This is a genomic window from Pseudoalteromonas luteoviolacea DSM 6061 (genome assembly GCF_001625655.1).
In the GTDB taxonomy this organism is placed as follows: Bacteria; Pseudomonadota; Gammaproteobacteria; order Enterobacterales; family Alteromonadaceae; genus Pseudoalteromonas; species Pseudoalteromonas luteoviolacea.
Genome location: NZ_AUYB01000095.1, coordinates 76,958 through 91,795, shown reverse-complemented (window position 1 = coordinate 91,795; position 14,838 = coordinate 76,958). Strand labels below are relative to the sequence as shown.

The window sequence follows — 14,838 nt, the reverse complement described above, 5'->3', positions numbered from 1 at the left end:
TTTACAGTGTAACAATACTGGGAGGCCAAAGTGTGGATATATCGCCATGCGGACATGAGTTCTCGATTAGTTTATTGCAAATGCGTAGTGAAAACGATCTGTATAAACGCATTGAGCATATATTATGCGAGCTATTGCCGGACGTACCCACCGCGATGTATTTGGCACCCAGTTTATCTGAGAAAGAATCACTTAAACTACTGTCCTTGTCGTCTGCTGCAAACCCACCTGATATTAACTATCTAATGGCAAGAGCTGAAACGCTTAAAAGTCAACAGATCCTGCATGGAGATAATCATTACTGCATTGTGTTGAGGAAAAACAAAGCAGTAATGGGGTTGTTATGGATCGGCGAAAAAATACCAATGTCGCGTTGTTACTTGGTGGGTCATTTAATCAACGTTTTCTACAACCAGCTTAATACGTTAGCTTTGAGTCGAATAGATCCACTGACACAGTTACTGAACCGGCAGACGTTTGATGACAAAGTGATTGAGATCACAACTGGCGAAGGGTTTATCGCTGAGCGCGAACAACAAGGCGTTAGGCATTGGTATCTTGCATTGTTCGATATAGACCATTTTAAAGTCGTGAATGACAACTATGGTCATGTAATTGGAGATGAGGTGTTGTTATTGGTTGCTCAACAATTGAAAGATAACTTTCGTGCTGAGGATTTTGTTTTTCGCTATGGGGGAGAGGAGTTTGCTGTGTTATTCCAAAGTCATGATAGTAATGAAACTTTGCGCCTTCTAGATCGAGTTCGCGCTGTAGTTGCGAATTATGTTTTCCCTCAAGTAAACCATTTGACCATTAGTATTGGATTCACGCTTTTAGACGATATTTGTCAGGTGTCTGAGTTAGTACATGAGGCGGATCTTGCGCTTTATCATGCGAAGAAACATGGACGCAATCGGGTTGTTGACTTTGATGAATTAGGGATTGCTGGGCAAGCCAAAGCAGAGACTGACATCGAATTATTCTAAGGGCAATGCGTCCGTCCTAATTGATAATCAGAAATCAATTCTTAACCACATCTTTTGTGCGTAAGTTGCACAGGTTTGTGATATCCTAGCGCCAATTTTGACTGGGAGAATACAGATGAAATTGATCCGATGGTTACTTGGTCGACTAATCCTGCTTTTTGATTTTATTTTTACCCCACGCAGTAAGAAGCGTACGGCCGAAGCGCAACAGCAGCTTGATGTATTAACACAAAACCTAAAGCTCTATCAATTTAAGGCTTGTCCATTTTGTGTGAAAGTAAGACGCGCTGCTAAACGGGAAGGTCTTAAATTGGAAACTCGCGATGCGAAAGGCAACCAAATGCATCGTCAGGAGCTTCTTGAACACGGTGGCAAAGTAAAAGTTCCGTGCCTGAGAATCGAAGAGCAAGGCAACGTGACTTGGTTATATGAATCAAGTGATATTGTAAATTACCTACAGCGCTTAGAGCAGTCGGCTTAACAAGCGCCTATTGATGCTAGTAGTTTGTCACTATGCAAGCCTATGCTAGCATTGAAGCGAAAATACTTTAGAAAAATTTAAGAGAAATAACATGACGATCCGTACACGTGTTGCACCGTCACCAACGGGTGATCCGCATTTAGGTACCGCTTATATTGCACTGTTTAACTACTGTTTCGCTAAGCAGCAAGGCGGTGAATTTGTATTGCGTATTGAAGACACCGATCAGGTAAGAAGTACGGCTGAATCTGAGCAAGCGATCATGGATAGTTTGCGTTGGTTAGGTCTTAATTGGGATCATGGTCCCGATGTAGGTGGCGAATTTGGTCCTTACCGTCAGTCAGAGCGAACAGAGTTGTATCAAAAGTTCGCTCATCAGTTAGTAGAACAGGGCAAAGCTTTTTATTGTTTTGCAACTGCCGAAGAGCTCGATCAAATGCGTGAAGAGCAAATGGCTGAAGGTTTACGCCCTAAGTATGATGGCCGTGGACTACGTTTGACGGCTGAAGAAGTACAGGCAAACTTAGATGCAGGTAAGCCGTACGTGATCCGCATGATGATCCCAGAAGAAGGTTCATTCAAATTTAACGACTATTTGCGTGGTGAAATTGAAATTCCTTGGGAAAATGTCGACATGCAAGTGCTGTTAAAAGCAGATGGTTTTCCAACCTACTTCATGGCCAATGTTGTCGATGATCACCACATGCAGATCAGCCATATATTCCGTGGTGAAGAATGGATCAACTCAGCACCAAAACTACTAAAGTTATATGAAGATCTTGGTTGGGAAGCGCCTGTACTGGGTCACTTACCGTTACTACGTAACCCAGATAAATCTAAACTTTCTAAGCGTAAAAACCCAACCTCAATCAACTACTATAAAGAGATGGGCTTTTTACCAGAAGCAGTATTAAATTACTTAGGCCGTATGGGTTGGTCAATGCCAGATGAGCGTGAAAAGTTCACGTTAGCGGAGATGATAGAGCACTTCGATATGAAACGTGTTTCACTTGGTGGACCTGTATTTGATGTTGATAAACTAAGCTGGTTGAATGGTCTTTGGATCCGAGAGAACTTAACTGACGAAGAGCTGATCCAACGCTTTGTAGACTGGAAATTTAATACGCAAACATTATCGCGTGTTTTACCTGAAGCAAAAACGCGTATAAATACACTTTCTGATTTAGTCGATCTGGCAGGTCATTTTGTTGGTGGTATTCCAAGTTACGATCCTGCGCTTTTAACTGCTGGCAAAGCGGATGATGCTGTGATCACACAGGCATTACAGTTCTTTATTTGGGAGTTGGAAAAACTGCGTAGCTGGAATAAGTCTGAGATTTTTGCCATTGCAAAAAGTGTAGCGACTTTCCACGAATTAAAGATTAAAGAGTTTTTAGAACCAATCTTTGTTGCTATCACTGGTAAAACATCTTCAACATCAGTTGTGGATGCGATGGAAGTGCTCGGTTCAGATCTTTCAAGAGCACGCCTAAGAGTGGCGCTTAATCATGTTGGTGTTTCGAAAAAACAAGCTAAAAAGCTAGAAAAAGCTTATCGCGAATACCCGACGATTGGCTAATTTTAACGGCTCAATCCATGGCGGGTGTTCACCCGCCATGATTTTCATGCAACTGTAAAAACTCGTCTAGTAGTGTTTTTAGCTGAAATAGTTTATCCATAGACATATCAGTTTGACCCAACATTTCCATAGGAATGCACGCACATTCATTTTCCAGAGCTTTGCCTTTGTCTGTCAGATATATATAGCACTGCCTTTCATCCTCTTTTGCACGCTTGCGAGTGACCAAGTCATTTTGCTCTAAACGTTTTAATAGTGGTGTGAGAGTATTACTTTTCAACTGAGATTTTTGGCCAATATCTTTAACCATCAGCCCGTCGTTTTGCCACAAAATAAGTAGCACAATGTATTGTGGATAGGTTAAATCATGTTGCTTTAGTAGTGGCTGGTATAAACGTGTCACTTGCCTTGATGCGGCATACAAGCTGAAACACAGCTGTTTATCTAAATTTAGTTCGGGGAACTTTGCGCTCATAACTAAGCCTGTAGTGCTTTTTGAATGTCAGCTTTTATCTTTTCAGGTTTTGTGGTTGGTGCATATCGATGTAGTGGCTGACCGTCTTTGCCAATTAGAAACTTAGTAAAATTCCACTTGATATTGTTGGTTAGCAAACCTGGTAGTGCCGATTTTAAATATGTATAGAGTGGATGAGCTTGTTTGCCGTTTACGTCAATTTTTTCCATCATGGTAAAGTCTACACCATAGTTTATTAGACATCCTTGTTGGATCTCACTGGCACTGCCTGGTTCTTGTTGGCCAAACTGATTGCAGGGGAAGCCGATGATTTCTAGGCCTTGTGTGGCCAATTCCTTATGAAGTTGTTGAAGGCCTTCATACTGAGGTGTTAAACCACATTTGCTGGCGGTATTGACAATAAGAACGACTTTACCTTTCAAGTCTGCAAAGTTATACGCATTGCCTTGTAGCGTATTGGCTGTAAATTCGTAAATCATAAATTATATCTCTCTAGATTTAATCGTGTGCGATTTAAATCGTATACGATCTCATTAAATGGTGCAAGTAGGCTTCTTAGTTAAACTGTTCAAGCAAAAACTCAATAAGCAGTCTTACTCGTAATGGGATAAGATCTTTACGCGGGTAGATAAGCCAAGATGCGTTATCATCCACTTGGTATTCTGCGAGTAACGGGATCAATTCCCCACGTGTAACATAATCAGCAGCAATGTCCTCTGCGAGGTGCGCTATACCTAACCCAGCTTTGCAAGCATGAATGATTGCCTGTGGGTTGTTACTTCGCCAATTGCTATTTACTTTTACTTCTTCGATGCCATGCTTTTGATTAAATCTCCAACGGTTTGAAATTGCGATTAAACAATTGTGATGGTGCAAATCAGAGGGAGACTCTAGCGGCGGTGCTGATTGCAAGTAGTCAGGACTTGCCAGTAACATCATGTTACGGGAGCTAAGCTTTCTGGCAATTAGCCGTGAATCTTGTAATCTACCAAAACGAATGGCTAAATCAAATCCATCTTCGATTAAGTCGACATTTCTCGCATTAAAATCAATGTGAATGCTGACTTCGGGATAGCGCTTGCAAAACTGAGCTATAGCAGGTGCTACTCGGTTAGCCATAAAGTCCCCGGCTCCGGTAATACGGATTGGACCTTTTGGAGTGTGCTGAACACCTTGCAATTCGTTGTTGGCGTCTACTAACTCTTGTTGGATCACTTTTAATTTGCTGGCATAGGCGATGCCTTCATCCGTAAGGTTGATACTTCGAGTTGTACGTTGCAAAAGTACGGTGCCAAGTCTCTCTTCTAATTGCTGAATTTGCCTGCTGACATGGGAAGTAGATACATCAAGTACTTGTGCGGCTTTACTAAAGCTACCCTGTTCGACTACCGCTAGAAAAATATCCAGACCTTGCCACATATAAATTCTCACTTGCAAATATAAAGGTTTATTTTAATTCATTATTGCATGTGTGCAAAAGTGATTTGCGATCTGAATAATGATCTTGTGGCGTTATCTCTTTAAACTGAACGCAATGAAAACAAGTCGTCAAAGCAGGGGCAAGTATGCTGAACTTTAATTTTTACAACCCAACAGAAATTTTCTTTGGTGAAAACCAAATAGCTGAAATTACCAAAGCTATTCCGAAAAATGCAAAGGTCATTGTTGTATATGGTGGCGGTAGTATTAAAAAGAATGGCATTTATGATCAGGTAAGCCAAGCATTGCGTGATTTTACTTGGGGCGAGTTTGCTGGCATAGAACCCAACCCAACTTATCAAACATGTATGAAAGCTGTTGCAAAAATCAAACAAGAAGGCTTCGACTATATCTTGGCTGTGGGTGGTGGTTCAGTCATTGATGGCAGCAAATTTATTGCTGCGGCTGCTAACTTTTCCGGTGAGCCATGGGATATCTTAAGTAAAGGCGCTGAAATTTCTTCGGCGTTGCCGATAGGTGTGGTTCTGACTCTACCAGCAACCGGTTCAGAATCGAATAGTTTTAGTGTGGTATCAAATAGTGAGACTCACGATAAACTGCCATTTGCTTCGATTGAAGTGCAGCCCAAGTTTGCGGTATTGGACCCTCAAGTAATGAAAACATTGCCTCAGCGACAGTTGACTAATGGGGTTGTGGACGCATTTGTACATACTATGGAGCAATATCTAACATACTCAGTGGACGCAAAAGTTCAAGACCGCTTTGCGGAAGGGTTGCTGATGACGTTAATGGAAGAGGGGCCAAAGCTCGTATCTGAAAGCGTGGATTATAAAGTGCGCGCCAATGTTATGTGGTCGGCGACGATGGCATTAAACGGGTTAATTGGAGCGGGTGTGCCACAAGATTGGGCAACGCACATGATTGGTCATGAGATCACTGCTGTTTATGGACTGGACCATGCGCAAACTCTAGCTATTATCTTACCAAGAATGATGGCGGAGCAAAAAGAGACGAAACGCGATAAATTACTGCAATATGCAGAGCGTGTTTTAGGTCTAGATATCGCAGATGAAGACAGTGCGATTGCCACAGCGATTGAACTCACAGAACAGTTTTTCCACAGTGTCAATATGAAAACACGCTTGGCTGATTACGATATTGGTGAAGACGCGGTGAATAAAATCACTGAACAGTTGGAAAGACACGGAATGACCGCATTAGGTGAACACCAAGCTGTGACTCTTGAAAAAAGTAGAAACATTATTCGCGCAAGCATTTAATGATAAATCGAGGTGCAGCCGCAGTGAGTTGTGCCTCGTATCCTTAATTTGGATACTTTACGCAAATAATTAAAACCTTGTTTGGCTTATCTCAATAAAATCGCTTCAATTTTCATAAAAGCATCGTTTTTGTGACTTTGCTCAGGTAATCTTTGAGCAAAACACACAGTCATCGGGGCAATTATGACAAAAGTTTGGGACGGCTTTATACGGGGTTTTCATTGGCTTCTGGTCATTGGGATCGCAGTTTTGTATTTTTCAGGTGAGGAAGGGTGGCTAGATTTACATTTTGTGGTTGGCTATCTGTTACTGGCACTCATGATGACCCGTATAGTTTGGGGTTTTATTGGCAGTGAAACGGCAAAGCTACGTGGCCTATTCCACAGCCCTAAACATATCGTTCGAGCACTGAAATCCAAATCTCAACATGTGGGACATAATCCCGCGGGCAGTATCATGGTACTGCTTTTTTTTGTACTGATCTTTATTCAACTTATATCTGGATTAATGACCACAGATGATATTTTGATGGAGGGGCCACTTGTTTCGTATATCAGCTATGAGTTGGCGGAATTGGCAGGAGATATCCATCATTTCAACATTGATTTACTGCTGACTGCAATTGTTTTTCATGTCGCAGCCATTGTTATATATCGTATCAAAGGCGTAAACTTACTGAAATCTCTCATAACTGGCAAAAGTACTATTGATGCACCAGCTCCTAAAATGAAAAGAGGTGGGCTCGCCTATGGCATTTTTATACTGTTGGCAGTGTTAATCCTATTTTTCTGGGGCCAAGAGCCTCTCAGTGCAGTACTGTAATTTTAGCTGTGTGATTCGTCTAAATAGAGCCTAAAGTTTTTAATTTGCTTAAAGGGCTACTGATTTATAAAGGTAGTCCAATCTCATATATTAATTATAAAAAGCCTTTTGAAACTTGACGTTACAATACAAAAGCACAGATATGACCTCTCTGTGCTTAAATTCTGCTAATATAGCGCGATTTTCATGCAAGAAAGAAGTTAACTATGCTTACACCTTACTATCAAGAAGAAACCAATAAACTCGTGATCAGCCGTGAACAAGGCAGTCAATTCGCAAAGCAAGTAGCGGATGATTTTAACCCTTTGCACGATATTGACGCTAAGAAGTTTTGTGTCCCTGGAGACTTACTGTTTTCTTTAGTTTTAGATAAGTATGGTGTGAGTGAAGATATGCACTTTACCTTTTCGGGAATGGTTGATGAGACATCTCAACTTGAGTTTCCGCAAGGAAGTGACGCGTTTGATATCGTGTCTAACGAAAAAGTGATGCTATCTGTTAAGCGCTCTGGTGAGAGTAAGCAATGTACAGAATTAGTGGAAAGTTTGATTAAAAACTACGTTGCATTTTCTGGCAAAGCATTCCCACATGTGATTATTCCACTTATGGGTCAGCAGGAAGTGATGATTAATCCCGCTCGACCTATGGTCATCTATGAGTCGATGTCTATTCACTTAGATACGCTAGAGCTGAAGGAAGTAACACTCCAAGCCGCTGAGCCAGAGTTTAGCTACGAGGGCAAGCGAGGAAAAATTATCTTGCGATTTGAACTATTGAGCCAGGGCAAAAAAGTTGGCTTTGGTGAAAAGCACATGTTGGTATCTGGTATCAAAGAATATTGCCAGCAGGCTATCGATGATCTCATTGACTACTACAATGAACGAAAAGAAACGCTTAAGTAATTATTGAGATCAAACCAACTGTATAGAAAAAGCAAGCTATGAGCTTGCTTTTTGTTTATCTTCAAAACAGCATTTGTTTATCAAGTCTGTGATCATTTTCTGACTGGGCTTTATTTTTTCCATTGCTAAATGTTCGTCAGGCTGGTGGGCTTGCTGAATTGAGCCAGGTCCCATTACTATGGTTTCACATCCTAACTGCTGTAAAAAGGGCGCTTCAGTACAATAATTGACTGCAATAGCTCGTTGACCTGATATCTTTTCTGCGAGCTTAACGAGCCCTGAGTCTGGTTGTCCATGAAAGGCAGGAATAGGGTCATGTAAATCGATTACATCCACACTGCCAGGATATTGTTCATTAATTGAGTGCGTTGCCGCCAATAACATTTGTTGAAGCTCGATAATACTCAAACCGGGCAGCGGACGTATATCAATATGCAATTCACAACAGCCGCATATGCGGTTGGCATTGTCTCCTCCATGAATATGCCCTAGGTTGAGGGTCGGGTGCGGCACTGCAAAATGCTCTATTGAATATTTATTCTTAAGTTCCTCTTTGAGGTGTAACAGTTTTGTAATGACCTGTTGCATGATCTCAATGGCGTTTAATCCCCGCTCTGGATCTGAGCTATGTCCTGAGCGTCCAGTTATGCGAATGGCGCTACTCATGTGTCCTTTATGTGTGAATACCGGCACCATATCTGTAGGTTCACCAATTACGCAATGATCAGGCTTTAATTGTTGATGTTTCGCAATTTGTTGTGCTCCTGCCATGGTTGTTTCTTCGTCAGCAGTTGCCAAGAGCAAAATAGGGGCTTTTTGGTTCTTATGTTCAAGCGTCTTAATAGCTTCTAAAACAAATGCGAAAAAGCCCTTCATATCAATACTTCCAAGGCCAAATAGTTTGTTATCTTTTTGGCTCAGAGTAAATGGATCTGAATTCCACCTCGCATCATCGTACGGTACCGTATCGGTATGGCCAGCCAGCATCAACCCACCAGCCGTATGCGCACTGTTTAGCGGATCGCGTTTAGCTAACAAATTAAATTTACCCGGGACACTTTCGAGCTCTGTGATCTCCACTGTAAACCCTAGATCACTACACCATGCTGCTAATGTATTAATGACGGCTTTATTGCTTTGATCTAGCCTTTTATCAATTGCGCTAATTGATGGTTGTGCAATAAGGCTTTTGTACATTTCTAAAAAACTAGGAAGAGACATAATTCTCCAAAATATTTATTCAAAGATGTTGCATAAAAATTTATATGTGTTTAGTATGAATATCAATTCATTTTTACAGAATAATTATTGAGGGCTGGCAAAATGCGACGAACATTTCATCTATAGCAAATTTGACTCCCTAATTAATCAAATATAAGAGTTATCGATGTTGAATGTTTCTATTATAGGCGCCAGTGGTTATAGTGGTGCAGAATTAGCCAAATTAATAGCCAGCCATCCAAATTTTAATCTCAAAGGATGTTATGTTTCTCAGCAAAGCTTAGACAAAGGCAAGTTGCTCAGTGATTTATATCCAGAGCACAGTGGCCTATTAGATCTTGAGCTATTGCCTTTATGCAATGAAAGCTATGTTCAAATTGCTCAATCTTCCGACTACGTTTGCTTATGCACGGATCACAAAGTTAGCGTTGAGCTAGCGCCTAAGTTTCTCGATTTAGGGGTAAAGGTTTTTGATTTGTCTGGTGGATTCCGTTTAGCAAGTGCTTCTCAATACGAGCAATATTATGGTTTTTCTCATAACCATCAAACATTGCTCGACAGCGCGGCATATGGCCTTGTGGAGTGGAATAAAGCGAATATTGCGAAAGCAAAACTAGTCGCGGTAGCTGGTTGTTACCCGACTGCGGCACTCAATGCGCTTAAGCCTTTAAAGCAATCGGGCCTACTTGCCGACAGCCAAATTATTATTAATGCGGTTTCTGGGGTGACAGGGGCGGGTAGAAAAGCAGCCATTAATACGCAATTTTGCGAGGTGTCTTTAGCACCATATGGTTTGTTTAATCACAGACATGGTCCTGAAATTACTCAATACTTAGATCATCCTATTTTATTTACGCCACACTTAGGTAATTTTTCACGTGGTATTCTCGAAACCATCTATGTACGACTCGCTGACAACGTTACCGAAAACGATGTTACCCAAGCTTATCAAACACTTGCTGACGAACCGCTGATTCGTTTAAAAGGCCGCGTATTACCGTCAATTAAAAGTGTTGCGGGCACACCTTATGTAGACATAGGTTGGCAGCAGCAGGGTCAGCAACTCATCGTTGTAGTGGCTATTGACAACCTTTTGAAAGGTGCTGCTGGTCAGGCTTTACAGTGTATGAATATTGCGAGCGGTTTTAACGCGACGTTGGGGTTAAAGGATTAGTCATGACTGCAAAACAAACATGGGTAGTGAAAGTTGGCGGAGCGGTTCTCAATACTGAGCAAGCGGCGCTAGAACTGTTTAAAGTATTGGCAAGCTTAATTGAACAAGGTGACAAGCAATTTGTTGTTGTTCATGGTGGCGGAGCATTGGTGGATAGTTGGCTACAAGATGCAGGATTTGCCACTGCTAAGCATCAAGGACTGAGAATCAGCCCTAAAGAACAAATGCCCTATATTGTTGGTGCGTTAGCGGGTTGCGCCAATAAGCAACTGATGGGACAAGCAATAGTCGCTGGCCTAAAGCCTGTTGGAACAAGCCTTTATGAAGCTGGCTTGATGACCAAGCAAAAACTCAAGGCACTGGGTCAAGTTGGTACATGTTACAGCGAGGAAGGGCTTGGGTTACTCAAGCAACTTATGAATTTTGGCCGGATCCCTTTAGTAAGCTCTGTTGGGATTGGAGAAAATGGCGAGCTTTACAATGTCAACGCAGATGAGGCTGCTGCGGCAATAGCACAATCGGTCAATGGCGAATTAATTTTTATGACCGATGTTGAAGCTGTTTTGAATGCACAAAAACAGCCGTTGCATACTTTAAGTTCAGATCAAATCACAGCACTAATCGAAGAGAAGGTTATTGTGGGCGGGATGGAGGTCAAAGTTAAGACCAGTCTTCACGCTGCCCAACATTTACGACGAGGCGTATACATTTCCAGTTGGCAAAAGCCAGAAAACTTAGTCGCCTTAATTAAAGGTGAACATGTCGGAACTCAAATATTACCTTAGGAAACATCATGGAAAATGTATTTATTACGGGCTTGGAGTTTGATCAAGCTGCATTGCTCAAGCTGCTTTCTCTTGCACATCAAATTAAAGCGCAACCACAAGATTTTGCACAAGCTCTGGCCGGTAAGTCGGTGGTGACCTTATTCGAAAAACCCAGCTTACGTACTCGGCTGTCATTTGATATTGGGATCAACAAGCTCGGCGGGCATGCTGTGTACTTGGATCAGCAAAACGGCGCGATGGGCAGCAGAGAGTCGGTTAAAGACTTTGCGTTAAACATTTCGACATGGGCAGACGCCATTGTCGCGCGAGTCAATCATCATAGCACTTTAACTACGCTGTCTGACTATGCCTCTGTGCCTGTTGTTAATAGCCTTTGTGATCTTTATCACCCATGCCAAGCATTGGCTGATTTTATGACGATACAAGAAGTATATGGAGAAGTTAGTGGCTTGAAGCTCGCTTATCTCGGTGAAGGTAATAATGTGACTCACTCTTTGATGTTGCTAGCGGCGAGTTTAGGTGTTGATTTTGTGGCAGTTTGTCCAAAAGGTCACTCGCCAGATGCGCAGATCGTTAAGCAGGCTGAACAAATGGCAGCGGTCAATGGAGCCAGTATTATGGTGAGTGACCGTGTGGAAGCTGCAGCCGGTGCTAATATTCTATACACCGATACTTGGGTATCGATGGGAAGTAATGTCACTTTAGAGCAAGCCAAAGACGTGTTTATGCCTTACCAAATCAATCAACAATTGGTAGAGCAAACAGGTGCTCAAACGGTCTTGCATTGCCAGCCCGCCCATAGAGAGTATGAAATAACTTCTGCGGTTATGGATGGCAAAAATTCAAAAATTATTCAACAAGCGGAAAACCGGATGCATGCCCAGAATGCCCTGCTGGTTACCTTGTTAAACAACCAATTTCAATAAAGGTTCAAGTTATGAGTGAAGTAAAGAAGGTAGTACTGGCGTATTCTGGTGGTTTAGATACGTCTGCAATTGTGCCTTGGTTAAAAGAAAATTACGGGTGTGAAGTTGTTGCATTCGTTGCCGACGTAGGTCAGGGTGAAGAAGAGCTGGTGGGGGTTGAAGAAAAAGCGCTGGCTTCTGGTGCCAGTGAATGTCATATCGTCGATTTAAAAGAACAGCTTGTAAGTGACTATATCTATCCCACACTGCAAACGGGTGCTGTTTACGAAGGTACATATTTGTTAGGCACGTCTATGGCACGTCCTATCATAGCCAAAGCTCAGGTAGAAGTGGCGCGTAAGGTAGGTGCTGACGCACTATCACATGGCTGTACCGGCAAAGGTAACGATCAAGTCCGATTTGAATCTTGTTTTTCAGCACTTGCTCCGGATCTTCAGGTGATTGCACCATGGCGAGAATGGGAGTTATCAAGCCGAGAATCTTTACTAGATTATCTCGCACAAAGGCAAATACCGTGCTCTGCATCAGCAACAAAAATTTATAGTCGAGATGCCAATATTTGGCACATTTCCCATGAAGGGGGAGAGCTAGAGGATCCTTGGAATCAACCCAGCGATCAAGTATGGACGTTAACGACATCTCCTGAGCAAGCGCCAGATAAAGCCGAGTATGTCTCGCTGTTGGTGGAGCAAGGGCAGGTTGTCGGAGTAAATGGTGAGCGTTATAGCCCGTATCAATGCTTGGTTAAGCTCAATAATATTGCTGCTGCGCATGGTGTTGGGCGTATTGATATTGTCGAAAATCGCCTTGTTGGAATGAAGTCTAGAGGCTGCTATGAAACACCAGGTGGCACGGTGATCATGGCTGCACTTCAAGCTATCGATGAACTGGTATTAGATAAATCTAGCCGAAAATGGAAAGAAACATTGTCCAGTGAGTTTTCTCACCTTGTTTATGATGGGCGTTGGTTTACACCACTTAAAGACTCAATTTTAGCCGCGGCGCAAGCCCTGACGGTAGATGCGTCAGGAGAGGTTGTACTCAAGCTCTATAAAGGTCACGTTACTGCGGTACAAAAACAATCCATAAATAGTTTATATAGTGAAGACTTTGCAACATTTGGCGAAGATGATGTGTATGACCAATCTCATGCGGAAGGGTTTATTCGCTTGTTCTCGCTTTCCAGTCGAATCGCTGCATTAAATAAACAGAAATCATAGCATTGAGTGAGAGGAGTAAAGCAATGGCATTATGGGGAGGTCGTTTTTCAACGGGGCCTGATCAAGCATTTAAGCAATTTAATGACTCTTTGCCTTTTGATTATCAGCTAGTGGAACAAGACATAGTTGGTTCTATAGCTTGGGCCGGTGCATTGAAGCAAGTTGAAGTACTGACCAATGAAGAGCATGAGCGTATTGTTAACGGCTTGAATACACTCCTAGAAGACGCTAAACAAGCACCACAGGAAATAGCACATAGTGGATATGAAGATATTCATTCGTATGTGGAGGCAAAGCTAATAGAAATAGTCGGTGACTTGGGGAAGAAGCTACATACAGGGCGGAGCCGCAATGATCAGGTTGTAACAGATTTTCGCTTATGGAGTCGCCAAACTGCGCAACAGGTTTTAGAAGCAATTAATCAGTTAAAAGTAGAAATAATTGCTTTGGCAGAGCGCGAGTTGGGTACTATCTTACCCGGATTTACGCATTTGCAACGTGCACAGCCCGTGTTATTTAGCCATTGGTGCTTGGCGTATGTTGAAATGCTTGAGCGCGATGCCAGCCGTTTAACTGGGGCTATTGAACGATTAAATGAATGTCCTTTGGGCTGCGGGGCCCTAGCTGGCACGGCTTACCCTGTTGATAGGGAAAAGCTTGCTCAGGAGCTAGGCTTTAACTGTGCGACAAGAAATAGTTTGGATGCGGTATCAGATAGAGACTTTGTTGTGGAGTTGCTCAGTTGTGCCTCTATTTCAATGATGCATTTGTCACGTCTCGCAGAAGATTTAATTTTTTACAATAGCGGAGAAGCTGGGTTTATTGAGTTGTCAGACAATGTGACTTCAGGTTCCTCTTTGATGCCACAAAAGAAGAACCCAGATGCATTGGAGTTGATCCGAGGCAAGACGGGCCGTGTTTTTGGGGCGTTTAGTGCCATGATGATGACATTAAAAGCACTGCCGCTTGCTTATAATAAAGATATGCAAGAAGACAAAGAGGGGCTCTTTGATGCCCTACCAACGTGGATTGCATCTTTACATATGGCTCAAGCATGTATTGGGGGTTTAAAAGTCAATGCTGAAGCGACTTTAGCCGCAGCTAAAGGTGGGCATGCCAATGCAACAGAATTGGCTGACTATCTGGTCGCAAAAAATATTCCGTTTAGAGAGGGCCATCATATTGTGGGACAGCTAGTACAGCTTGCTATTTCTCAAGGGAAAAACCTTGAGGAACTGACACTTGATGAATTTCAGGGCGTTTGTCCACAAATTGACAATGATGTTTATGCGCGGCTAGAAATTGCCGCTTGCATTGCCGCACGTCAAGCTTTGGGGGGCACATCTTTGCCGCGTGTCACTGAAGCTCTCAAATCAGCTAAATCTCTGACATCTTCGTAACTTCAGACTTTGCAGTAAACGCTAGATAAGGCCGCCAATGATGGTGGCCTTATTTTTAGTGGTCTTTATTTTATTTGCGCTTTGCTGTGTGTAAATGCTTACAATCTAATTTTGATTTCGGCCAGCACTGACTTAAAACATGCC

14 protein-coding genes and 1 pseudogene are annotated in these 14,838 nt (G+C 42.4%); 11 read left to right on the top strand and 4 right to left on the bottom strand.

What is annotated here, in order from left to right:
- Window positions 1-32 precede the first annotated feature (32 nt).
- The 3 genes from N475_RS07745 to gltX all read left to right on the top strand — a co-directional run bounded on the left by N475_RS07745 (window position 33) and on the right by gltX (window position 3,046).
- On the top strand, window positions 33-986 hold the full coding sequence (locus tag N475_RS07745) for a GGDEF domain-containing protein (RefSeq protein ID WP_081232396.1): 954 nt from the start codon (window positions 33-35) through the stop codon (window positions 984-986).
- 115 nt (window positions 987-1,101) lie between these two features.
- Entirely contained in the window at window positions 1,102-1,467 is a 366-nt protein-coding gene (locus tag N475_RS07740; protein ID WP_063358657.1) for a glutaredoxin family protein, read from the top strand.
- A 91-nt stretch (window positions 1,468-1,558) separates the two neighbouring features.
- Window positions 1,559-3,046: a glutamate--tRNA ligase gene (gltX, locus tag N475_RS07735; protein WP_063358658.1), complete on the top strand. Its 1,488-nt coding sequence runs from the start codon at window positions 1,559-1,561 to the stop codon at window positions 3,044-3,046.
- A 28-nt stretch (window positions 3,047-3,074) separates the two neighbouring features.
- Here gltX and N475_RS07730 read toward each other — a convergent pair whose 3' ends face one another.
- The 3 genes from N475_RS07730 to N475_RS07720 form a co-directional block, all read right to left on the bottom strand.
- Window positions 3,075-3,521: a MarR family winged helix-turn-helix transcriptional regulator gene (locus N475_RS07730; protein ID WP_063358659.1), complete on the bottom strand. Its 447-nt coding sequence runs from the start codon at window positions 3,519-3,521 to the stop codon at window positions 3,075-3,077.
- A gap of 2 nt (window positions 3,522-3,523) precedes the next feature.
- Window positions 3,524-4,000, bottom strand: a complete 477-nt coding sequence (locus N475_RS07725; RefSeq protein ID WP_063358660.1) for a glutathione peroxidase — start codon at window positions 3,998-4,000, stop codon at window positions 3,524-3,526.
- Window positions 4,001-4,076: 76 nt separating this feature from the next.
- Window positions 4,077-4,940 (bottom strand): LysR family transcriptional regulator, encoded by an 864-nt coding sequence (locus tag N475_RS07720; protein ID WP_063358661.1) that lies wholly within the window; start codon window positions 4,938-4,940, stop codon window positions 4,077-4,079.
- A 146-nt stretch (window positions 4,941-5,086) separates the two neighbouring features.
- Between N475_RS07720 and N475_RS07715 the strand changes: the two genes are divergently transcribed.
- The 3 genes from N475_RS07715 to N475_RS07705 all read left to right on the top strand — a co-directional run bounded on the left by N475_RS07715 (window position 5,087) and on the right by N475_RS07705 (window position 7,965).
- The gene (locus tag N475_RS07715; protein ID WP_063358662.1) at window positions 5,087-6,241 is read left to right on the top strand and encodes an iron-containing alcohol dehydrogenase; all 1,155 of its coding nucleotides are present in this window, start codon (window positions 5,087-5,089) and stop codon (window positions 6,239-6,241) included.
- A 183-nt stretch (window positions 6,242-6,424) separates the two neighbouring features.
- A complete protein-coding gene (locus N475_RS07710) occupies window positions 6,425-7,063 on the top strand; it encodes a cytochrome b/b6 domain-containing protein (RefSeq protein WP_063358663.1) in 639 nt (212 codons plus the stop codon).
- 206 nt (window positions 7,064-7,269) lie between these two features.
- Window positions 7,270-7,965, top strand: coding sequence for a DUF3581 family protein (locus tag N475_RS07705; RefSeq protein ID WP_063358664.1), 696 nt, complete (start codon window positions 7,270-7,272; stop codon window positions 7,963-7,965).
- A 36-nt stretch (window positions 7,966-8,001) separates the two neighbouring features.
- Here N475_RS07705 and argE read toward each other — a convergent pair whose 3' ends face one another.
- Window positions 8,002-9,186, bottom strand: a complete 1,185-nt coding sequence (gene argE, locus N475_RS07700) for an acetylornithine deacetylase (RefSeq protein WP_063364988.1) — start codon at window positions 9,184-9,186, stop codon at window positions 8,002-8,004.
- Between the two features lie 169 nt (window positions 9,187-9,355).
- Here argE and argC point away from each other — a divergent pair, with 169 nt between their 5' ends.
- The 5 genes and pseudogenes from argC to argH form a co-directional block, all read left to right on the top strand.
- Complete coding sequence (argC, locus tag N475_RS07695) at window positions 9,356-10,360, top strand: N-acetyl-gamma-glutamyl-phosphate reductase (RefSeq protein WP_193343354.1); 1,005 nt, start codon at window positions 9,356-9,358, stop codon at window positions 10,358-10,360.
- Window positions 10,361-10,362: 2 nt separating this feature from the next.
- Window positions 10,363-11,145: an amino acid kinase family protein gene (locus N475_RS07690; RefSeq protein WP_063358667.1), complete on the top strand. Its 783-nt coding sequence runs from the start codon at window positions 10,363-10,365 to the stop codon at window positions 11,143-11,145.
- A gap of 8 nt (window positions 11,146-11,153) precedes the next feature.
- Window positions 11,154-12,074, top strand: a complete 921-nt coding sequence (locus N475_RS07685; RefSeq protein ID WP_063358668.1) for an ornithine carbamoyltransferase — start codon at window positions 11,154-11,156, stop codon at window positions 12,072-12,074.
- An 11-nt stretch (window positions 12,075-12,085) separates the two neighbouring features.
- Window positions 12,086-13,294 (top strand): argininosuccinate synthase, encoded by a 1,209-nt coding sequence (locus N475_RS07680; protein ID WP_063358669.1) that lies wholly within the window; start codon window positions 12,086-12,088, stop codon window positions 13,292-13,294.
- 23 nt (window positions 13,295-13,317) lie between these two features.
- Window positions 13,318-14,676, top strand: a pseudogene (argH, locus tag N475_RS07675) (argininosuccinate lyase); the annotation flags it as partial.
- Between the last annotated feature and the right edge of the window lie 162 nt (window positions 14,677-14,838).